21 protein-coding genes are annotated in these 21,542 nt (G+C 42.0%); 2 read left to right on the top strand and 19 right to left on the bottom strand.

Annotated elements, in window-relative coordinates; genetic code table 11:
- Positions 1 to 188: 188 nt before the first annotated feature.
- Positions 189 to 497: a phasin family protein gene (locus tag VZF35_RS01165; RefSeq protein WP_407310206.1), complete on the bottom strand. Its 309-nt coding sequence runs from the start codon at positions 495 to 497 to the stop codon at positions 189 to 191.
- 410 nt (positions 498 to 907) lie between these two features.
- On the opposite strand from VZF35_RS01165, the gene VZF35_RS01170 reads away from it, so the two are divergent.
- Entirely contained in the window at positions 908 to 1,627 is a 720-nt protein-coding gene (locus VZF35_RS01170) for a C40 family peptidase (protein ID WP_407310208.1), read from the top strand.
- 162 nt (positions 1,628 to 1,789) lie between these two features.
- Here the strand turns inward: VZF35_RS01170 and VZF35_RS01175 are convergent, their stop codons facing one another.
- The 12 genes from VZF35_RS01175 to VZF35_RS01230 form a co-directional block, all read right to left on the bottom strand.
- A complete protein-coding gene (locus VZF35_RS01175; protein ID WP_407310210.1) occupies positions 1,790 to 3,106 on the bottom strand; it encodes an efflux RND transporter periplasmic adaptor subunit in 1,317 nt (438 codons plus the stop codon).
- Between the two features lie 17 nt (positions 3,107 to 3,123).
- Complete coding sequence (locus VZF35_RS01180; RefSeq protein ID WP_407310212.1) at positions 3,124 to 5,502, bottom strand: ABC transporter permease; 2,379 nt, start codon at positions 5,500 to 5,502, stop codon at positions 3,124 to 3,126.
- A complete protein-coding gene (locus VZF35_RS01185) occupies positions 5,496 to 6,200 on the bottom strand; it encodes an ABC transporter ATP-binding protein (RefSeq protein ID WP_407310214.1) in 705 nt (234 codons plus the stop codon). Before VZF35_RS01185 ends, VZF35_RS01180 begins: the two co-directional genes overlap by 7 nt.
- 82 nt (positions 6,201 to 6,282) lie before the next feature.
- Positions 6,283 to 6,912 carry a TetR/AcrR family transcriptional regulator gene (locus VZF35_RS01190; protein WP_407310216.1) on the bottom strand — a complete coding sequence of 210 codons (630 nt, stop codon included), beginning with the start codon at positions 6,910 to 6,912 and terminating at the stop codon, positions 6,283 to 6,285.
- Between the two features lie 147 nt (positions 6,913 to 7,059).
- Positions 7,060 to 7,653 carry a hypothetical protein gene (locus tag VZF35_RS01195; protein WP_407310218.1) on the bottom strand — a complete coding sequence of 198 codons (594 nt, stop codon included), beginning with the start codon at positions 7,651 to 7,653 and terminating at the stop codon, positions 7,060 to 7,062.
- A gap of 75 nt (positions 7,654 to 7,728) precedes the next feature.
- Complete coding sequence (locus VZF35_RS01200; protein ID WP_407310220.1) at positions 7,729 to 8,592, bottom strand: MFS transporter; 864 nt, start codon at positions 8,590 to 8,592, stop codon at positions 7,729 to 7,731.
- Complete coding sequence (locus tag VZF35_RS01205; RefSeq protein ID WP_407310222.1) at positions 8,550 to 8,786, bottom strand: MFS transporter; 237 nt, start codon at positions 8,784 to 8,786, stop codon at positions 8,550 to 8,552. Before VZF35_RS01205 ends, VZF35_RS01200 begins: the two co-directional genes overlap by 43 nt.
- Positions 8,744 to 9,097: a hypothetical protein gene (locus VZF35_RS01210; RefSeq protein ID WP_407310224.1), complete on the bottom strand. Its 354-nt coding sequence runs from the start codon at positions 9,095 to 9,097 to the stop codon at positions 8,744 to 8,746. Before VZF35_RS01210 ends, VZF35_RS01205 begins: the two co-directional genes overlap by 43 nt.
- Positions 9,084 to 10,478 (bottom strand): sigma-54-dependent transcriptional regulator, encoded by a 1,395-nt coding sequence (locus VZF35_RS01215; RefSeq protein WP_407310226.1) that lies wholly within the window; start codon positions 10,476 to 10,478, stop codon positions 9,084 to 9,086. Before VZF35_RS01215 ends, VZF35_RS01210 begins: the two co-directional genes overlap by 14 nt.
- Positions 10,465 to 11,898 carry an ATP-binding protein gene (locus tag VZF35_RS01220; protein WP_407310228.1) on the bottom strand — a complete coding sequence of 478 codons (1,434 nt, stop codon included), beginning with the start codon at positions 11,896 to 11,898 and terminating at the stop codon, positions 10,465 to 10,467. The genes VZF35_RS01215 and VZF35_RS01220 overlap by 14 nt, the downstream gene beginning before the upstream one ends.
- Before the next feature lie 217 nt (positions 11,899 to 12,115).
- Positions 12,116 to 13,435 (bottom strand): MFS transporter, encoded by a 1,320-nt coding sequence (locus tag VZF35_RS01225; protein ID WP_407310230.1) that lies wholly within the window; start codon positions 13,433 to 13,435, stop codon positions 12,116 to 12,118.
- A gap of 875 nt (positions 13,436 to 14,310) precedes the next feature.
- Positions 14,311 to 14,475: a hypothetical protein gene (locus VZF35_RS01230; protein WP_407310232.1), complete on the bottom strand. Its 165-nt coding sequence runs from the start codon at positions 14,473 to 14,475 to the stop codon at positions 14,311 to 14,313.
- 146 nt (positions 14,476 to 14,621) lie between these two features.
- Here VZF35_RS01230 and VZF35_RS01235 point away from each other — a divergent pair, with 146 nt between their 5' ends.
- The gene (locus tag VZF35_RS01235) at positions 14,622 to 15,536 is read left to right on the top strand and encodes a LysR family transcriptional regulator (protein ID WP_407314877.1); all 915 of its coding nucleotides are present in this window, start codon (positions 14,622 to 14,624) and stop codon (positions 15,534 to 15,536) included.
- Positions 15,537 to 15,661: 125 nt separating this feature from the next.
- Here the strand turns inward: VZF35_RS01235 and VZF35_RS01240 are convergent, their stop codons facing one another.
- From VZF35_RS01240 to VZF35_RS01265, 6 genes are all read right to left on the bottom strand, one after another.
- Positions 15,662 to 16,381, bottom strand: a complete 720-nt coding sequence (locus VZF35_RS01240; protein ID WP_407310234.1) for a M48 family metallopeptidase — start codon at positions 16,379 to 16,381, stop codon at positions 15,662 to 15,664.
- 112 nt (positions 16,382 to 16,493) lie between these two features.
- Positions 16,494 to 18,023 (bottom strand): Na+/H+ antiporter NhaC family protein, encoded by a 1,530-nt coding sequence (locus VZF35_RS01245; protein ID WP_407310235.1) that lies wholly within the window; start codon positions 18,021 to 18,023, stop codon positions 16,494 to 16,496.
- Between the two features lie 101 nt (positions 18,024 to 18,124).
- Positions 18,125 to 18,298 (bottom strand): hypothetical protein, encoded by a 174-nt coding sequence (locus VZF35_RS01250; protein ID WP_407310237.1) that lies wholly within the window; start codon positions 18,296 to 18,298, stop codon positions 18,125 to 18,127.
- A gap of 95 nt (positions 18,299 to 18,393) precedes the next feature.
- Positions 18,394 to 19,599 (bottom strand): MFS transporter, encoded by a 1,206-nt coding sequence (locus tag VZF35_RS01255; RefSeq protein ID WP_407310239.1) that lies wholly within the window; start codon positions 19,597 to 19,599, stop codon positions 18,394 to 18,396.
- A gap of 452 nt (positions 19,600 to 20,051) precedes the next feature.
- The gene (locus VZF35_RS01260) at positions 20,052 to 20,531 is read right to left on the bottom strand and encodes an ABC transporter transmembrane domain-containing protein (protein ID WP_407310241.1); all 480 of its coding nucleotides are present in this window, start codon (positions 20,529 to 20,531) and stop codon (positions 20,052 to 20,054) included.
- A gap of 275 nt (positions 20,532 to 20,806) precedes the next feature.
- Positions 20,807 to 21,418: an NADPH-dependent FMN reductase gene (locus tag VZF35_RS01265; RefSeq protein ID WP_407310243.1), complete on the bottom strand. Its 612-nt coding sequence runs from the start codon at positions 21,416 to 21,418 to the stop codon at positions 20,807 to 20,809.
- Positions 21,419 to 21,542: the final 124 nt, after the last annotated feature.

The following is a 21,542-nucleotide window of genomic DNA, read 5'->3' on the forward strand; positions in this document are numbered from 1 at the left end:
AACATGGGGATCTGAGAGATACTGATCCATTGAGGAGTATTTCAGATACAACAGAACCTTAAGAGTTGTTCTGTCATGCTCTCTCAGAGGTAACATAATTTCTGAGCAAAATAAACTTAAGAAGAATAAGGACATCACTGGGGTAAAGAACGGACCTAAAGAAAATTAGGCCCGTCAAACATTAATAATTAGCGATTCTCTAAATTCTTTACGGTATTTTCTAAATCCAAAATACGCTTTTCCAAGCGCTCCAAGTCAGCCTTGGTGGGGATATTAAACTCCATAAGCAATTTTTCTAATTGATCATGTATACGAGTGTTCATTTCTTTCTTTTCTGCTTCGCCTTTTTCGAGCAGTTCTCGAATTAAATCCTTTGATTCCGAGGAGGTTACTTCCCCTTTTTTAACCATCTCATCTACAAACTTCTCAATCTGTTCTCTGCTGACAACCGCTAATCCTAAACCAAGTGATAACCCTTTTCTAATCAGATCTTTCATCGTGTTATTTTCCCCCTTTTAGTATCCTAGCGCCTTAGTCAGAACAAGGAACCATGTCTCGTTTATACAACTCAACTTCTATGTACTATTCTAAACTACTTTATGATTGTTTACAAAAATACTCCAACTTATTAAAGTTTTTCTTGGTGAATTACGGTAAGATCAATGTTCGCTCCATTTATCGAAGCTATTATGAATTGACAATTGTTTAAAAAAATTCGAACAGATTATTAATGCCTCACCAAGTGATTGATGAGGCATTTTATATAACAAACCGATATTGACAGAATGTACCAAGGACAAGTTCAATCGTTTACGTTATACTAGGAGACAACCTTGCAGGGATATTGCAGTTGCCGGTAAGAGTATTTAGTCGTAACACCTTACAGGTCAATGAAAGGATGATGAACATGATAACTCTGAAGACTATTAAAAGCTTTAATTATAAACGATGGGTACTTCTCTCAGTTCCTGTCATTTCTATAGTCTCATTTGTTACAATTGTCACAGCTGCACCTTTGACACTAAGCCAAGATTCAATTCCTGTAACTGCAGTAGTCTCACCCGTAGTATCGAACAAGCCGGTGCCTCAAACTTCAGCAAGTTCCAATACTCTTTCTGCTTCTAAAGAAACTGCTCCAGCGGCCCAAAAAACTGTTGCTTCAACCCCAACGAAACCGAAGCAGGCTCAGCCCGTTAAAACCAGCAGCCCTACCCATCCATCAACATCGAGAAGCACTTCCTCTATAGCGTCTCCACAGTCAACTCAAGCAAGTGCCATTATAGCCACTGCCAAGCGCTATATCGGTGTACCCTATCTGTATGGAGGGACAACGCCCGCCGGATTCGACTGTTCTGCTTTCGTCCAGTATGTTTTTGCTAAAAACGGCATTAATCTTCCCCGAGTTTCCCGGGACCAGTACATGATCGGAACTTCTGTCTCATATAACAATCTAAAACCAGGAGATATCGTCTTCTTTTCTTTAGCTAAAAACGGAATCGTTGATCATGAGGGAATCTATGTTGGCGGTAATCAATTTATCAATGCAGCCAGCTCTAAAGGAGTTACCATCTATACCTTGGGACCGTACTGGCAATCCGTATATCTTGGAGCAAAACGAGTACTCTAGTTAAGGTAATATAACTGGTCTCCAAATTCTCCAATTCTTTAATCATTCAAAACGCGCTTCTACTGTTAAAAGTAGAAGCCTGTTTTGCTTTATGAAAAGGGTTTTGAAAAATCGCAAACCTTAACAATTCTATCGTTGACTCCAGCGTTCGCTGAAGAGTGTTTAAAGGGTAGCTTTAACTCGTTTACCTTCCTTGAGGTTCGTCAAATTAGGGTCTTGAAGAACAATATCTCCATCCGACAGACCTTGTTCAATGATCACTTGGCTGTCATTTTCTACGCCTTTTTTCACAGGCTGGATTTTGGCCCTGCCTTGCTGAATTATCCAAACCGCCTCTCCTTGCTGATAAGGAAATAGTGCTGTTTTAGGGATTTGCAGTTTATTGGGAACTTCCAAGGTAGTAAATTTGACATCCGCACTGCTCCCCAGAACGACGGCAGGAGAAGGATCTGTTAGCAGAATCGTTACTTTCACACGGTTTTCCTTAAGCCCGAGGGGAGAGATCTTCTCAACGGCTGACGGATCAACCGCTTCAACCTGACCTTTGAACGATTTATTGCCGGTGCTGGTAGCTTGAGTCACCTGCACTGAGCTCCCCACTTTGATATCAAGGGCATCGCTGGCCAAAACATAGCTTTCTATCTTATAGCCATTGTTCTCATAGATGCTCATAATCTGCTGCCCAAGGGGAATAAAAGTTCCTTCTTTTAGAGAAAGATCTTTGACCATTCCGTCTTGAAGTGCCGTAACCACAGCCTTGCCGATCTTTTCCTCCGTCTGGTCAATTTGCGTTTGAAGAGCATTTTGCTGATTGACATAGTATAATTCTGCGCCCTGGGAAGTCTGATATTGCTCGTAAATCTGCTGTAACCCTTCTTTTTGCTGCTGTAAGAAGTTTTCTGCTTTCTCCGAAGCAGTCTGGGCACCTTCATAGTCTACAGCCGAGATTGAGCCAGCTTGAAATAAGGCCTTCATTCTGGTTAAGTTTTGGTCCGCCTCTTGGGCATCCTTTTCTGCCTGCTCAATGATGAGTTTTTGCTGAGCAGCTTGGGCATCATTAGGACTCTTGTAGTTCTGGATGCGCTGTCCTTCAAGGCTTTGATATTGTGCTTTCAAGTTTTCTAATTGATAGCTAAGGTCACTGGTATTCATCTGGAATAATACCTGACCCTTTTTTACCGTTTCTCCATTTTTAACCTTAACGGCTTGTAGTTCGCCTTCCACAGGATTGAAGATGGGCCACTCTTGAGCGGCAATTATTTCCCCTTCTTCTGTGAACCCTTTGCTGAAATCACCGGGATGAAGTGTCAGGACTCCGACGGAAAGAGGCATAGACTGTAAGATAATAACTGTGCAAAGGATGAGAGCGGCAAGTAACCCTATCATTATAAATTTGTGATGTTTAAAGTTGAATTTTTTCCAAATACTGGTCTTTAGTGTTTTTGCTGCCGGACTGAGCATCGTCTTTTCAATGGCCATCGTTTCACCCTCCAAAATTAGTCTCTAGTAGAAAGAATCTCAACAAAGGCAAGTGACTTTATCTTGTAATAAACCCTGCTTTGGGCCACCAAAACAGAAAAAGCTGTTCCGGCTGCCGCACCCAGTAAAGCTATCGGTGGAAGCTCTGCCGGAAGAGAGTAGAGATCATTGCTCATAGCATGGGCCATACTAATCTCTAAACCATAGGCTAAAGGGATACCCAACATGATTCCAAAAACAAATAAGGCCCACTGTTCTGAGGTAATAACCCGCAATACTTCTCTTGGCGTCATTCCTAAGACACGCAGGGAAGCTAATTCTCGCTTTCGTTCCGACAGAGAAATGATGCTCGAATTATAGATCAGGGCAAAGCCTGTAATCCCGCCGAGAATGGCTAACAACCAAGTCGTAAAACCATAAGAATCCATCATTTTACGAATCTTGTCCCCTGTATCTTTAAGGGATTCAATCGAGGTGACATTAGTGGCATCGCGATATTTACTTTTAATACTCCCGATCTCAGATGGAGCCATTTTTACCAACATCGATGTACTGATTTCTCCTTGCCGCAGAAATCGCTGCAGTTCTTTTTCTTCCATAAAAGCATTGAGTCCGACGTACTGAGGAACTACACCTTTCACCACTAGATTCTCTCCCTTAGCTTCAACGGTCTCTTCTCTCCAGGGGCTTTCAACATAGATATAGTCACCTGCTTTGACATTCAAAGTCTGGGCCAAGCGTTCGGAGAGCAAAATCCCTTGATCAGGAACTTCAATACGATGGCCGTTTTTGTCAAGAATATTATAGAGACTTGAATCCTTGGTAAGCCCCATGAGTGAAACTTCTTTCTTTAACCAACCATTTCTCAAGGTAGCCGGCGCTTCCAGAACGGGTTCCACTCGAGAAACTCCTGTTTCATGGGTAAGAGCTAGTTTTGTTGCGTCAGTCGGGGCGGGATTAATCAAAGATAGTTTGACGTCGTAGGTTTGAACTTGTTCCAATTGAACAACTGTCAGCAAGTTTGTCATGTTTTGCATTGACCACGATACTGTCATTAAGCTAAAAACAACTGCAATACCAATCACGTTAAAAACACTTCTCGTTGGAGTACGAAAGACACCGCGAATACCCATCTGAGCTTGCGACGAGAGACTTCGCCAAAACCAGGTAAATCGTTCGATAAGGGTCTTTCTTGCAGTTCCGGGAGCTGGCGGCCTCATAGCTTGAGCTGGTTCCAAGCGCAGAATATCCAGGCTCCCTCTAATACCGCTTATGATACTGAAGGAAAGCGCCAGGGACAATCCAATCAGTAAATACTTAACTGAGAACTCGCTTTTAAGTCCAGGCAAAGCAAAATACTGTTTGTACAGTGTCGTTAAAGGGTAAGAGAGAGCAATCCCGGCTATTCCTCCGAGTAAGCCGCCTATCGTTCCAATAAGCAAGGGGTAGGTAAGATAATGCCAGATTACCTCGCGATCAGTAAAGCCAAACGCCTTAAGTGTCCCTATGGAAACCCTTTGCTGTTCGATGAGACGACGCAGCATTGAGTACAAAATAATAGCAGCTACCCCCAGAAATACAACGGGAAGGGTTTTGGCCATGCTTCGGATATTGGTTATTTCACTATTCAAGATAGAATTGCTCGTCTGATCTTTGCGGGGGATAATGCTTTGCAGACCATAAGGCTTTAACTTGGCTTGCAAACTATCTTTAACCGATTCAAAACTTACCCCCTTCTTCAGGGTAAACACCAAATCATTAACCTGTCCCTTTTCTTTGACAAGCCCTTTAAGGGAGCTTAAGGGAACATAGGCTATTCCGAAATCAGTAGGCGACGGATAAAGATCTTGGGCTGTCCTCATAATATAAATAAACTCTGGGTTTTGAGCAGTTCCAGTAATTCGGAATGTCGCTTCTTTGCCTTCGAGAATAACTTTGATGCTGTCCCCTAGGGTCAAGTGATTCGCTGCAAAAAACTGGGGATCAACAACGATTTCTGATTGATTATCCTCCGGGAGATGCCCTGTCAAAAGATGGAGTTGGTTGATTTTTGGGGGACTGGTCATATTTATGGAGACCATTCTCAGATAACGATTCGAGTCTTTCTGTTGATCAAACAGGCGAACATCTTTAACAATCCGGCCTTCTGCTAGATCAACACCCGGAAGAAATGTAAGCATATTAACGTTGTTTTCCGGATAACCTGTGACACTAATAAAACCGTCGGCAAAATGTGTTTCACTATAAAAAGCTTGTTGAGCCTTGTCCATATTTTCTACAACAATCGACATTGAAGTGTAAATCATTAAACCGATGGCGATAACTATAATACAGGCGAGATAAACCCCTTTATTTTCTTTAAGATCTCGCCAGGTTTTTCTTCTGAGCATTACCATGCTATTTCCTCCGGTGGAAGTGGTCGCTCATTAACCTTTACAAAATCAAGTAAACCGTCTTTTAAGTAGAAAACACGGTCGGCCATTTTGGCAATTTCTGCATTATGAGTAATGATAATCACTGTCTTATGGTATTCACGATTTAATTTCTGTAACGATATTAGAACCTGAATCCCAGTTTGAATATCTAAAGCACCAGTCGGCTCATCACAAAGCAGAAGCTCCGGGTTTTTAACGATTGCCCGAGCGATAGCAACTCGCTGCTGCTGTCCGCCGGAAAGTTGAGATGGGAAATGATCCGCTCTGTCTTCCAGACCCACTTCACGCAGGACGTCTGGGACAGAGAGCGGATTTTGAGCAATTTCCGCAGCCAATTTAACATTCTCATAGCTTGTGAGATTTGGCATTAAATTATAATTTTGAAAAACAAAACCCACTTCGTTTCGGCGATAGAGGGTAAGGCGCTGATCATCAATCATGTGCAGAGGCTGGCCTTTATAATAAAGCTCACCGTCTGAAGCTTTCGTCATTCCTCCAATAATATTTAGTAATGTCGTCTTACCAGAACCGCTTTGACCTAAGACAACAATGAATTCACCTTTTAAGATTTGAAAGTCAATCCCTTTCAAGACTTCAAGCTCAACTTCTCCAGTACGATATCTTTTGTGGAGATTTTTCCCTTCCAAGAGAATATCCATCCCATACCCCTCCTGCATTCTTTCAAGACAATACAACATGATCTATTAATCATTATTAGGGGACGGTCCTACGCGCAACTTATCAGTTAGAGTACATTCCATACTTCAAAATTTCCATATAGCTGTTATACTCAGCCAAAAGTTGATCGTAATTCTCCAGCCAATCGTTTTTGATGCTTTGGCATTCTTTCATGTACTTATTACCTAAAGCCTCTATGAAGAGCATTATGATTTCAATTGCCTTCGCAGGATCTACACCGCTGCGAAACTTTGTATAATCAATGTCTTGAAAGAACAGCGGCAGATATTCTTGAGAAATCTGATTATATCGTCTCTCCACCTCTGCATGAATATCCTCTGGAGAATTCGCCAGAGCATCCACCAACAGTTTGCTAAGTTTCGGGTATGTCTGGTTAATCTTTAGCTTAATAATACTCAGTTCACTTAACCTCCGAAAAATATCTCCAGTAGTTTGAAAGGAGTACTTATTATACTCTTCGACCAAAGTTCGGAGAGCATACTCCACTATGTAGAGAAATAAACCCTTCTTGCTCTTGAAGTAATGAAACAGGATTCCTTTGGAGATTCCAGCTTCTCTAATCATTACGTTAGTCGAAGCTTGCTCATATCCACGCTCAGCGAACTCGTGAATACAGGCGTCTAAAATGAGTTTTTTTCTGTCGTCATTAATCGTTTCGAAATTCGAGTACACCTTCTTCCCCCCTTGGATACAAAATTCACGTATAAGTTGTTTGAATTATACACCACAATTGACCATATGGTCAATCAAATTTAGAGATGATCCTCATAACATTTTTCAAAGGACCATCCCTTGATCACACACAAAGAGTTTTACCACTTACATCATAGGAGTTTCTCCTAAGTCAGAGGATATATCCGAATAGATTGGTTGAACGTTATTAATCTCCACGTCTTTTGTTCTTTGCTCCGTTGTTTGATTTGTCGGTTTTAAGTAGTTATTTTGGGGTATAACATCGAATAAGGAATCATCGCCTAACTTTGCCGCGGCCAAGGTTGAAGTTAAACCAAATACAGCATTCGCTAAAATGTAAGAGAGATTGCTTTTAGCAGTTTTGGGCTTAACTTTGTTAGAAGCAAAACCGCTGAGCAGACCAGTTATCATAGAGCCAAAAGTAACTCCAAAAAAGATTCCTTTCGGAGCTAGTTTGTCTCGCCCGTATTTCGATAAGATTGCCACGATGGATACTCCCCCGACCATACTTAAGCCTAGGTTCATTAAAGCACCGAGAAGCTGCCCCGACCATTTTTCAGACTCCCTGCGCGAAGATACCCATACCCCTGCGGCAGTTGTCCAATAAGTTCGTTCGGAAATTTTCATTTTGGATGACAAGATATCAATAAGATTCTGAGCTATAAAACCAATGGCACCGGAGGCTATACCGAGATAAATTCTATCGTTTATCTTTCTCATGAACAATCACTCCTTTCCAGTAAGAATTCCCTTAACGATGGTTTAGATACTGGAAAGTAATGCTAACCAAACAATTTAATCTGGCAAAGGATTGCCCTTCGTTTCTCTAGCCCAAATCAACGTGATGATTCCAACAATATAAATCAACGACACCGCTGCAACTGCCTTAGCATAGGAACCAAAACTATTTACCAAAAAGCCTGTCAGGAGTGGTCCGGTTGCGGCTAAAATTCTTCCAAAATTAAAGCAAAATCCTTGACCCGTTGCCCGTAACCGAGTTGGGTAGAGTTCGGCCAGATAAATCGGAAACCCTGAGAAGATCCCATTATTGAAAAATCCCAACACGGGTAAAAGCAAAAGCAGCGTTGTATAGTTTGTAACATTATAGAAAATATACGGTGCCATCAAAATACTTCCCAGAGAAAAAAACAAAAACGTTGGCTTGCGTCCGATCCGGTCTGCCAGCGGCCCAAACAGTACATAGCCTAAGATAGCTCCGATATTAAGGGCCATAATAGCATAGCTCTTATAGTTGGAGATAATGTCTTCAGAAGTCTGATGTACACGCAGCAATTCCTCAACAAAGGTAGGAGTCCAGTTTGTCACAGCCCAGAGCCCAAAGGTGGCCGAAAACGCCAATAGTGTGCCTACAATCGTATCTCGTCTCAGCTCCGGCCAAAATATTTGTTTAAGCGTCAATACCGTAAGATTTTTGCTGACTCCCTCAGAATGATCACCCAAAAATTTGAGATTTGCACGCTCTTTCTGGATGAGCAGCCATTTTTCAGGTTCGCTTACCTTTTCACGGACAAACGCTGCAAACAACGCGGGGAAAATCCCAATCATTAACACGGCACGCCAGGGCGTAAATTGATGGGCCGTAGCCCAGGGGACGATTAATAAGTTAACAATCGCTGCCAGAAAAAAGCCTGCCCCCAAGCGCTTTGCATAAGACTCAGAACTTTGGAGCGATCTTGATCTGAAAAGGATTCCGCAACTAAGGCAGAACCGGCGGCCCATTCTCCTCCGATGCCAAGAGCTGTCAGAAATCGAAACAAAGCCAGCTGTTCCCAGCTTTGAGATAAAGCCGCTACTCCGGTAAAGACAGCGTAAAAGAGAATCGATATCGCCAAGGTTCTGCTCCGGCCGAAATAATCAGCAAGGGTACCGAAAAGAGTCCCCCCAAGGCCCAACCTACCAGAAAAATGGCTAAGATGATCCCCCCGCGAGAGGCTATATCAGCCTTCGAGGCTGAATAACCTAACAGATCTTGCAAAGACGAAGGCATAACCATGGCATAAATCGTTGAATCCATGGAGTCGAATACCCAACCGATCCAGGCAGCCAAAAGCACTAACCCTTGTTGACGAGTAATCGCTTCAGCAAACCAATATCGCGGCTTCAGCTGGAGGTATCCATTATGATGCACGTTATTCTTGTTCATAGCTATTCTCTCGATTCTCTAAGCCGTATTCTTCGATTTTGTAATGTAAAGCACGTCTGCTAATATCTAAGAGTTTGGCAGTTTGGAGCTTATTTCCTCCGGTCTTCTGCAAAGTCTGGGCAATAACTTCTTTCTCCAGAGATTTGACCATGGAGCGCAGGGTCTCTTGTTTCGTCCCTGTTTCAGCTAAGCAAGCCTTCTGCCTATTGAGTACTTCCTCAGGCAGATCCTCGACTAAGATAACCTGTCCTTTACCCATAACAAGGGCATGCTCCATCATATTTTCCAATTCGCGTACATTCCCCGGCCAATCATAAGCTTGCAAGACGTTCAACACTTCTTTAGAGATCATCTTGGGCTCCACGCCTAATTTTCCGCAAAACTTATCTCGGAAATAAGCTGCTAGGAGCAAGATATCTTCTTTCCTTTCGCGTAAAGGAGGAATTATGATCGAAACAACGTTCAAACGATAGAACAAGTCTGCCCGAAACGTCTTATCCAGAATACTTTGGCGCAGGTTTTTATTCGTTGCCGCGATGATACGAACATCAACGACTATCTTTTCATTGCCCCCGACTCGTTCAAACTCCCTTTCCTGCAAAGCCCGGAGGAGCTTAACTTGCAGCGGCGGACTCATTTCCCCAATTTCATCGAGAAATATCGTTCCCCCATTGGCCAGCTCGAACTTTCCTGTCTTTTGCTGATGTGCCCCAGTAAATGCTCCCCTTTCATGCCCAAAAAATTCACTTTCCAAAATTCCTTCGGGGATAGCACCACAGTTGACAGTAACAAAAGGCTTGTTTTTGCGGCTGCTGTATTGATGAATGGTTCGAGCCACCAGTTCTTTACCTGTACCACTCTCCCCCTGGACTAAGACAGACGAATCACTTGCACTTACTCGACCAATCGCTTTAAATACTTCCTGCATTAAAGGGCTGGAACCGATAAAGGCCTTAATATGGCGACTCGCTGTCTTTTGAGGAGGATTTTGAAGATCATTGTTTCCTAAGCGTGAGGAAAAAACTTTTTCCACAGCCATTTTTACTTCAGACACATCAAAAGGTTTGGTCAAATAGTCAAAGGCCCCGAGACGCATGGTTTCCAACGTTGTTTCGACGGTGCTGAAAGCGGTCATCATGATAATAGGCAAACTCGGATAGTCAATTCGCAGCACTTTAAAAGCTTCCATACCGTCCAGTTTCGGCATTCGTATGTCCATGATCAAAAGGTCGAAACCATGGTTTTGGATTTGAGCAAGGGCTTCCTCACCGTTACAGGCAGTTTCCACAGTATAGTCCATTTTCATTAATACTCGACGAATTAAATTTCGGACACTCTCTTCATCGTCAGCGATTAAAATAGACCCCTTAGATTGAATCATCAAGGACGCCCCCTTGCTTCATCGGTAAAATGAGTTTGAATTCTGTTCCTACGTTGATTTCGCTGCGCACTTCGATTGTTCCGCCATGAAGTTCCATCAATTGATGGGCAATGGCTAACCCCAGGCCCGTACCATTTTCTCGAGTTGTAAAGAAAGGATCAAAGAGCTTATCAAGCGTCTCCACTGGAATCCCCAATCCAGAATCAAGGATACTGACGGAGACATTCGGCTCTTCTTCCCGAGTGATAATCTTGATCGTCCCTTGTCCAGACATAGCTTGACTGGCATTTAGTAATAGGTTCAGCAAGATCTGTTTAAATTGTTCTCTATCCACTTCGGCCTGGACATTATCGGCATACTCTCTCTTTAACAGGATTTGATGTTTAAACGATGACTTTCCGACTAACCCCAAAGTTTCTTCAATGACCTCATTAAGATTCGTTAATTCGAAGTGGCTTGCAGACGGTCTGGCAAAAGCCAAAAGCCCTTGGACGATCTTATCCAGTCGATTTACCTCTTTGACGATAACTCCCGTATACTCCCGTTTGGGATCATCAACCTCCAACTCATCCTCTAATACCTGAGAGTAACCTTTAACCGCTGTAAGAGGATTGCGTATTTCGTGGGCTATCCCCGCTGCTAATTCGCCTAAACCTGCAAGACGATTCGCACGTAATACCTGGGCCTCCAGCAGGCGCTTTTCACGCAGATCGATCATAATAGCAAGTACTCCTATTAACTCCTCATGAAAATCGTGCATCCGCGATGTAGAAACTGCCACAGCCATTGAATTCCCATTGGACCTTAATAGGATTTCTTCCTTGGCGAAAACAGGTTCTTGGTTAGCTAACGTTGTTGCGATTAAGTGGCGAATGGGTAATTCTAATTCCGGATCCGAATACTTTGTTCCCAGGGCCTTTTCTTGAGGGATGCCCGTTAAAACTGAGGCCGCAGGGTTAAAAAGAATGATTTTGCCCGTTCTATCCACGGTAATAATTCCATTAGGACTGCTCTCTAACAAAGCATCTCGATGGCTGCGGGTTTCTCGGAGCTTCTCTGCCAATTGGTTAATAGAAGCAACTATTTCACCGAGAATACCTCGCTGAGGATGAATAACAATATTCGTATCATGGCTCAAGGCATCGAGCCCCTGCTTAATTTTGTTCACAGAGCCAGAGAGTTCACTTGTAAAAATCCCCGCCCCTGATAAACTAACAACTGTACCGATAATTAAAATATAAATGATGTTTTCCCGCAAGTGGGATATTTCCGTCCGCTCGAAGCTTAGCAGATGTCCAGTTTGCTGAGCTTGAGATTGTAGAGCTTTGTCTGCGGCTTCCATCGTAACGAAACCTGTTATGACAATGGGGGTAACGACAAGCAAGAAAATTGAAAGAATCAGATTTGCTCGGAACTTCATTGCTTTCCCCCCATCATAAGTCTCTAAAGTATAATTCGTCTGATTTATCAAAATTCCTTCAACATTTCAATAATTTAAACTAAAACTGTATGAAAAATTCTCCGGAATTTTAAGTGGTTGCAACGATCAAAAAGCGCCCTCTTTTCACTGTCAAAGTGGAATGAGAACGCTTGTGTTTTGGTTGTCTATCGAAGCAAATAAAGTACCATTGGTATAGTTAAGCTGCCGTACCTAAAGTCCTTGAGGATGAAGCCTTTTTCCCAGGTTTAACAAAGATCATTGCCACCATGCCAACTAAAGCCGCCACCATTGCCGCTTTGAACATAGAAGGATAACCGTAGCTTGCTACCAAGGCTCCTGTTAAAGTGGGGGCCAGCACTGTTGCTATATTTGTAAAGAAGTGTGTAACCCCGCCGAAAACTCCGGCTCGATTGGGTTCGGTATCCAGAATCACTGTCCAATAGACGGAATTAGGCAAGAAGTTAAAGGCATTCCCTAAGGCCATTAAACCGAGAACTGCATAAACGCTGTGGACCGTAGGAATAAGGAGGAAACATAGGGCTGTAATCATTAGAGAAACAACGGCCAACCCGGAACGAGCTATTCTAAGGCTGCCTGTTTTCTTTCTGAGGGCATCGGAAATTTTGCCGCCTAATACCACGGTAGGAATAGCTCCCAGCCAAGGAATCATCCCTAAATACCATAAGGAAGCTAAGTTATAATGAAACACGTCTTGTAAATACTTTGGAGTCCACGTCAAGATTAAAAAGTTAACGTATTGAAAGGCAAAATATCCAATCGCATTAAAAACCAAGGTAGGGTTATTAAAAAAATGATACCATTTTACCTGGGAATCACGGTCAAATCCTGTTTCGTTGGACAATAGCGTAGCCTTAGAACGTATAATAGCTAATTCATCTTTCGTAACATTGGGATGATTCTCCGGCAGGTTCGTAAATATTTTCGACCAAATGGTGACCCAAATCAATCCTAAACATCCTAAAAGAATAAAGGTAATTTTCCAGTTGAATACAGAAAGTAATCCTACCGCTACTGGAGCTGTGATCGCTGCTCCAACGGGCACTCCAAGTAACCCTAAAGAAGTGGCAAAGCCTTTTTCATGGGGTGCAGCCCAATTGGCCATAGTCTTATTCATCGTAGAAAACAAAGGTCCTTCTGAAAGACCAAATAAGACGCGAAACATGCCAAATCCCGCTAAAGCCGATCCACCTAAAACGACTAAGCCAATATTTCCGGCAAAAGCTGTTCCTATTTCAAAAACTGACCAAGCGGTCCCTGCCAGTAACCAAACAAATCTCGGTCCTTTTTTATCTGATAAGGCACCACCAAATAAAGATCCGAACATATAGCCATAGCCGAAATATCCAAGAACTTCTCCCCAAGATTTTGCGTTTAAACCAAACGTTGTAATAATATCTTTTTGAGCGTAAGATATGGCACCGCGGTCGATGTAGTTTACTACTGTCATAAAGACGATCATACTCATAATAAAATGCCGATAATTATTCCTGTTCATTTGTCAACCCAACTCCTTTCGATGATAATCTCGTTCCTCGTTTAACGCTCTATCCTCCTTTCGGGCTCAATGTTTAGAATAGTTAGAATTTAATTAAGCAAGAATCGTGCCATCTTTAGCGCCTGCTCTTTTAATCATTTAGTTTACCTTCAGGGAGCCATTTATCGGAATGTTCTGATATATGTGAATAATTTAACATTCCGGAAGGCCACCTTGCTAAATAAAAAAGTGGATAATATTTAGTCACAATGACTAAATATTATCCACTATATACTGCATATTGTTCGAATAAGTTTGACCATCTGGATTCTGTTTTAAAAATCAAGCGTATCTTTTTTCCTGTAGGCTATACCGGTAAATCGGGCTATTAAGGTCATTGATTCATCAAAGATATCTACATTATAGTTCAAGATTTTCTTAGTATTTGAGATCTCTTTTGCCTCAGCAATTAGCAGTCTCCCTTTGGGGGGCTGAAAAAATGAGTTGCTTATTATAAATCACTTCAGTTTTCTACAAAGTGTTGGAATATTCCTCCTCAGTTTGTTAAACTTTCACTAACAGGAAGATCTATGCTTCCAAGGGTAGAGAATATTTAAATTTATAGGGTCAAACATTGCCTAATTCAAACTTGTCCTATATAATTTGAAACATCATGAAATCATCAAATAAGCAGTTAACTCTAATAAAAAACTGAAGTGCCGCAAACACTCCAGTTTTGAGTTACAAATAACATCCTCTTTTACTGAAACTGAGCGCCTAATTCCTTTGTCGAGGCTGGGCTGCTCAGTTTTTATTTTTAAGCAAATCTTGTAAAAAACGAATGATCTGCACCCTCTTTCTTCTGAATTAATTGCGACTAAAGAACCTCGCAATAATTAACTGATTACTGCTAAAGTAGACCAAAATTCCTTGGTTTGGGTAATGTCAACATTGGCTGTTTTCTTTACTTCAACGATTTTGACAACAACTGGTTTTTCTTTTTTCATGAACTTCACAACCTTTTCGATATAGTTTGGGCGTCTTACTTGTTGGTGAATCATAGCAAACATCTCCTTAATCTGGAATACCCCATTCCTGCCCTTTCACTGTCTTAATTCTAAATCTGATTTCTCCATAAGTAAAACATATAATTGTAATCTTTACTATGACTCAAATAGATATTAAACTGGAATTGGAGGTGTTTATGATGGATATTCGCCATTTAGAATATTTCGTAGAGGTGGCTCGCCAGAAAAGTTTCAGTAAAGCTGCTCTTATAAGCCATGTGTCCCAATCGGCAATTAGCAAGATGATAAAGGATTTGGAATCAGAACTAGGCACTTCCTTATTTAATCGAAACTCAAAATATGTGCAATTGACGGACACGGGGGTGATCTTCTTTGAACAGGCACAGCAAGTCGTAGACATGTTTCTGAATCTTACAACGGAATTTGAAACCAAGATTAAAATGGAAAAGGGGAAAATTTCTATTGGGTTGCTGCCAATTACCAGCTCCACCATCTTTGCAGAATTGCTGGGGGAATTTAAAAAGAAATACCCGCTGATTGAAATTAGTCTATCTGAATACGGATCAAAAAAAGTAGCGCTGGCAATCAATGACGGAACTTTAGATGCTGGAGTCGTCTGCATAGTACCAGATAATCAATATTATGACTCTCTCACTTTTTCCAAGGACCCTCTTTTCGTTATCGTCTCCTCACAAAATCCCTTGAGTCAGCTTCCCTCCATTGAACTGGCATCCCTATCGAACGAATCGTTTGTGTTATACAGTAAAGATTTTAGTCTGCATGATGAGATTATAAATCAATGCAGAAATGTGGGGTTTTCCCCGAATGTTATTTTTGAAACTTCTCAGCTTGAACTTATGACACAGATGGTGGCTGCCAATTTAGGGATTGCCTTCCTCCCCAGTGCCGTATGCAGGGAATTAGATGCTAAACGTATTGTCTCTGTTCCGTTAACAGAACCTCAAATCATCCACAGCATGTCAATTATTTGGAAGAGAGGTCGTTCGATGTCCCACGCCGCGCGTTTATGGTTAGAATTTGCCGAGAATTATTTTACTGACAATGAGCAGCCTTATAAAAACCTTCTAACTTAAAATAGTTCTGAAAGTATAAGAAAATCAAGGCGACCGCCAAACCTTCAAGGGCTGGCAGTCGCCTTCGTTGTATAGAAATTTCAGGACTGTTTTAACGTCCCTAAGTCGTTGAATAATGAACGTGTTCAAAGCACTAATTCTTGCCCATGGTCCTTTAGCCACTTTTTCCAAAACAGATATTCCGGCATAAAGGCTCCTACCCGCTGCCAGAACCGTTCGGAATGATTGGGATGCGTCAGATGCGCCAGTTCATGAATAATGAGGTAATCGATCACTTCTTCAGGTGCCATAATAATTCGCCAATTTAAATTCAAGTTTCCCCGAGTGGAGCAACTCCCCCACCTTGTCTTCTGATCTTTCAGCCGAAAGTCTTGATAAGTGACCTGCATTTGTTTCGCTTGTTCATCAAGCTTACTCTTGAGGACCTTGCGCGCTTGAGCTTTATACCAGGCTATGACTGAATCCTGAATGTTGGCCGAACCTTGAAATTCCGGCAAATCATGAGGCACGTGCACCATAAGTACCTGACCTTCTAAACTTACCCGAATCGATTGCTGTGCGTGTCTCTTGAGACAAAGCTCTAAACCTTGCCCCCGATAAGGGAAATGTTCCCCATTGACATATTGTCTTAACGAATGAACTTGTTTTTCGAGGTTTTCCAGCCAATGAGTCAAGATCCATTCTTGTTTGGCATGCAATAAGTCCTTAAGTTGTTTGGCCGAGACATTCTTAGGTGCTGAAATTCGAACACGATCGTCTAAAATGCTCAGTGTAATTCTTCGATAATGCCGACTTCGACGTTCTTCATAGGGAATAATTTCATCTCTAATGTTCAGGTGATCCACCAGAGGATCCTCCTCACAAACCTCCACTTTTCTTTATTAATATAATTCTTTCTGATTTTTTGCCATGTAAGTAAACGTCACTGTAAATACTCGTCTGGAAGTCAAAAACGCCTTAAACTCCCCGGTAAAACCAGCCGACCAGGCCATATAGCACTGTACAAGCAGCCGCAACCATGAGTCCCAAGCGCAGCTTCAACTTAGCATAATCCATAACCGGAATTTTCATCACCGTTGCCATAGCAACAGTATTGTCGCTTAGAGGAGAGACAAATCCTCCAAAGGTACCACTGGCAAACACTGCTCCTGCGATTAGAGGCAAGGCAGCATGTTCGGTAGTCGCCAGAGAAAAGCCTAAGGGCAGCAAGATACCCCAGGTGCCAAATGATGAGCCAATGACATAAGAAAGCAGACAACCCAGGACAAAAAATGCTGGCGCTATAAAAGCTGCCGGTACTAATCTTCCTACAGTCTGTTCCGTATAAGTTACAAAACCGAGATCCGTAGAAATTGCCGAAACTGCCCAAACAAATACCAAGAGAACGTTCACTGCCATCATCTCATTACCGCCTTGCAGAAAACCGAAAAGAGTACGCTGGAGCGGCTGTTCTTGAAAGGCATACCAGATAAAAGAAATCATTAACGTGGTTAACAGTGCTTCCAGCATCGCTTTGGCTGCATTAGCCTGGATTAAAGCTCCCAGCAAACTGGAAGAATGCAAGTGACCGTCCCACCAGGTATAAAATAACGTTAAGCTCAATAAAAGCACGAGCGGGACAATAAGATTAAGCGCGTTAGGAGTGACCTTCTGGGCAACCAGTTCAATGGGATCCGGATAAGCCTCAGACTCACGGTTCATGTTTCTTTTTCGTTTGTACATTGGCGGATGTATCGCCAGTTCCATAGAGGTTTCAGCATAGGCCAATTGAGCAGAACCTAAGGCCCTTATTTTAGCGAGGGATTCCATAGGCTGGGAGATTGGCTCTTTTGCTTGAACTTTATCGCTTTTACGAAAGGAATAGAATAAAGCAAAGGCCAGCATCGCTAAAGAAAAAAAGTTAAAGGGAATACTCAACAAAAACAGATTATAAGGAGGCGTGACAACCCCTTGATGACGGCTCACTGTGCTCAAAAGACCAATGGAATAGCCAATAAACACTGTGCCAAGGGGCATGATCGCACATAAAGGTGTCGCTGTGGCATCAATAACAAAGGCAACTTTATTGACAGGTACTTCAAGTCGTGAAAACACCTGTTTCATCACCGGACCCACTGTAATGATCCGGAAATCAGGGGCCATAAAGGTGAGTAAGGAAGATAGCCAAGTTACGATAAAAGCTCCTCGCCCCGAGCGGATTTTCTCTTCCATAAGATGGGCAAAACCACTGACTCCCCCGGTAATCCGCACTAAGCCAACAAAAGCTCCAAAACCGTACATAAAGACAATCAGGCGTAGATTATCGGGAATCGCCAGTTCTTTCAAGATATACTGTAAGGCGGTATCGATGCCGCCAAAAGGCGTAGGACTGAGCATATACGCTCCGACCACCAAACCGACAACTAAACCCGGCAGAACCTGTCTTGTAAATAAGGCAAGCGGAATTACAACAAGAAACGGTAATAACGACCAGACGGTTCCATGCATTTAGGAGTCCCCTTTCAACGTAGGCTATTTTTTAATATCCCGCGCTGAAGGGGAATCTATGCAGAGTTTAATACCTCTGGCAGATGATTAAGTCATCTATTTTACTTGACCATGACAGTCTGGAGTATTGGTAATCCAAAATGAATAAGCGCTGCAATCACGGCTATGGAAATAGCCAATTTGAATAACTTTTTAAGAACAAAGCCGACAGCAATAATCCCTAGACCGACAATCAAAATATTTTTCAAACCGAGTGCGGCAATCAGTGTCCCCATGTTTCTCCCCCTTTACACTATGTTCCTCTATTCTACTCCGTCTCAAAAATTCCCTGCTGCTTACTCAATTTAGTTTTAAAAGTACCCTATCCTTTTCACTGAACCACCGTGCTTTTCGGCATGTGAAACAACGGTATCAGAAACAATAAGCCAATAATGTACATAACTCCTGACGCCTCATACATAGCAACTAAAGAGAAGGTTTCTTTCAGCACTCCTGAAAGACTCATCGTAATAACCATTGCTCCGGTATACATCGGCATGAGAATTCCATTAACCCGACCTATGAACTGACTGTCCGAATTTTGTAAGATCATCATGTTTATGCCGATCATGATGCAAGGGAAAAATAACCCCATGATTAAATTTACGAGATAAGTTAACCACGGAATCGTGGAAAACCCACTGACTATCAAGCCGAGGGCCGAAATGAACATCCCAAAAGTCAAGAGCCTTTGCGGCGTAATAGTCTTAGCGGAGGTCATTACAACGACTCCACCTAACAGCATTCCAATGCCATTAAGAGTCATCAGCCATTGCAAACTTTCTTTGGGCAGACCCAGCCGTTCTGTGACCAGAAAGATTCCTAAGGGTTGGATGAGGCCTCCTCCTAAGCCCGCCGCCAAAAAACATAAACCTAAAAGTGTTAAAACCTTTTTCGCGAGAACATATCGAACACCGGCCGCCATTTCCTGACGAAGTGTAGTTCTTGTCTTTTCTTGAATATTAATGCGATCCGCAGGAAGGAAGGTTAAGGAACCTGCCGAGAGCAGAAATGCTAATCCCATCACTGAAATTGAAACAAGAATTCCAAACCTCTGAAAGACGAAGGTTCCAAGGATCGGTCCAAATATCATAAAGGCTGTAAAGATCGTCTGATAAATCGACATAACAGCTTGCATTTGTTCTGCCGGCAAATGTTCCTTAATCAGCTTCATGCCTGACGGTTGAGAGAATTGGGATAAGACAGCCGATATGATGGTCGTGAAAAACACAGCTTTCCAGGTACCCAATACCAAGGTGATCAAGACTGCAAACACAGACACGGCACTGAGGACATCACAGCTAATCATCGTCCGTTTCGGACGCCAGCGGTCGGCAAAGGTTCCACCAATGAAGGAAAAAATAAAGATGGGCGCATACTCTGCGACTGAAATCATGGAGATGGCAAAGGCATTACCATGGGTTCGTTCCATGACATAAAGCAGTACAGCAAAATTGCGTACCCAGATTCCGGTTTGCAAAAATAATGCAGACCCTAAGATTGCTTGCACAAGTCGATTACGAAGTAAATCTAACATAAAAACCTCCTATCCATTTGAGGACAGGAGGCAGAACAATCTTAACAAAAAACACGAGTCACCAAAGCCTTTTAGATAACAAAAGCGTAGACTTTGTACTAAGGCAAACCCATATCCATAAAAATGCTCATACTAATCCCGTCCGAAAAATTGCTTGCTTATTAAACAAGAATTATAAGTAACAAGAATTAGTAGCGCATGTTCCTTTAAGTCACCCTTTCATAATCCAATACTTCTTAAGACTAAACTATTTGTGAAATTAAGTCAAGATCTCAGCTCCTGAATCGGGATTTCGATAAATGCTATAGGTTGAGGAACTTCCATACCCTATATCTGGAGCATGCTCCTTCCGATTTCCATAATAGCACTGTTTTTGTGTCTTAGAGAATATATGACTCAGAACATTCACTAGTCGTCAAGTCATATGGGGTGCCATGTGACCAAATTTCTTTTTATAAAAGGAAAATAAGAGAAAACGATTCTCTAGGATGAAGGTAAAGACAAAGTACCCCAGTATCATTCGTCATTCGGCTGATCGTCTCCCCAGTTAAACTGTTATCATAATAGGATACCGGTAAAATTAATAGTTTTTTCCACAGACGATCTCTTAACGAAGCAACGACATTTTGCCCTGCATAATTTAATAAATAGATTGAAAGCCCGCCGGCGATTGCTTGAGTGATAAAGACGATGACCAAAGTAACGATTTGCGTTCGGTTTAGGGAATTCAGGGAAAAACTGTCCACTAGGTTTTTCGTAAACAACGGAACGACGAGTCCAGCGCAAGTTGTGGCGACACTCATTAAAATTGCGATACTTAACAGCAGTTTAGGCGGCTTAGTTTGTCTAAGAAGGTTAATAAACGAACGCCAATCCCCAGTTTTTTTCGGATTATAGGAAGTCGTTTCAACTGCTAATCTTTCGTGAGACATTCAGCTCTCTCCTTTTCTTTTGAGATAGTTCGTAAGAAATAAGTTTTTTTCAACGAGATGAGCTATACTCTATTTTTATGAACTGAATATGAACGGAAAAGAAAGTTTCTATAGAATTTGTTCTGATTTTAGCTAAATAAGATGGATAATGTTCAAAATAAGCGTATCAAACTTTAATTCGATACGCCTATTCAATAACAAAAGCACGAAGGTTCGTTATTCCTTCGTGCTTAACATGCTCAAACATGCTCAATCGTACTTAAGTAAATAATTGTTTAACGCGCGTAATACAACTCATTTGTCGTATTGTGAGTTATGTTTCCTTCTTGCGTTTTATCTCCTTCTTGCGTTTTATCAATCAATACTTGCAAAAGTTTGGCGATAGATTTTTTGGTTAAATCATCGATCAACTTTCCGTCTTGATCAAATTTCTTATGAGCATTAGTTATTAAAACTTTAGGATTAATTAAGGTTTTCAAGCCCACCCTACCACAGACTTGCCGAAGATGGTACTGTACATGCGCTCCCCCCAAGGCGCCCGACGTCGCAGTCATGATTGCCAGCGGTTTAGCGCTTAAAGGTAATTCGGCCCCTCGCGATGCCCAGTCCAAAGCATTTTTCAATACTGGAGGTATAGAATAATTATACTCCGGTGTAGATATTATGAAAGCATCAGCTGCTGCAAGTTTTTCTTTAAAGTCAAGAATAACTTGAGGCACCCCTTGAGCCTCAACATCTTCATTAAAGAACGGGAACGGAGATAGGTCCATGATTTCCATCGTTGCACTTTCAGGAAGTAACTCTGCAGTTGCGCGCAAAGCTGCCTTGTTGTAGGACTTTTCACGTAGGCTTCCAGTAAAACCAATAATTTTAATGTTTTTAGTCACCAAAAGCACCCCCCATAAATTTTTCACCCTTCCTCTGAAGCTGAACTTCATATCTCGAAAGAGAGAATGATCCGACCCCCCCAATTCAATATCTTTTATACATTCAACATTTGTAATACTTTTC

It is taken from the genome of Desulfosporosinus paludis, assembly GCF_045689965.1.
Taxonomy (GTDB): Bacteria; Bacillota; Desulfitobacteriia; order Desulfitobacteriales; family Desulfitobacteriaceae; genus Desulfosporosinus; species Desulfosporosinus paludis.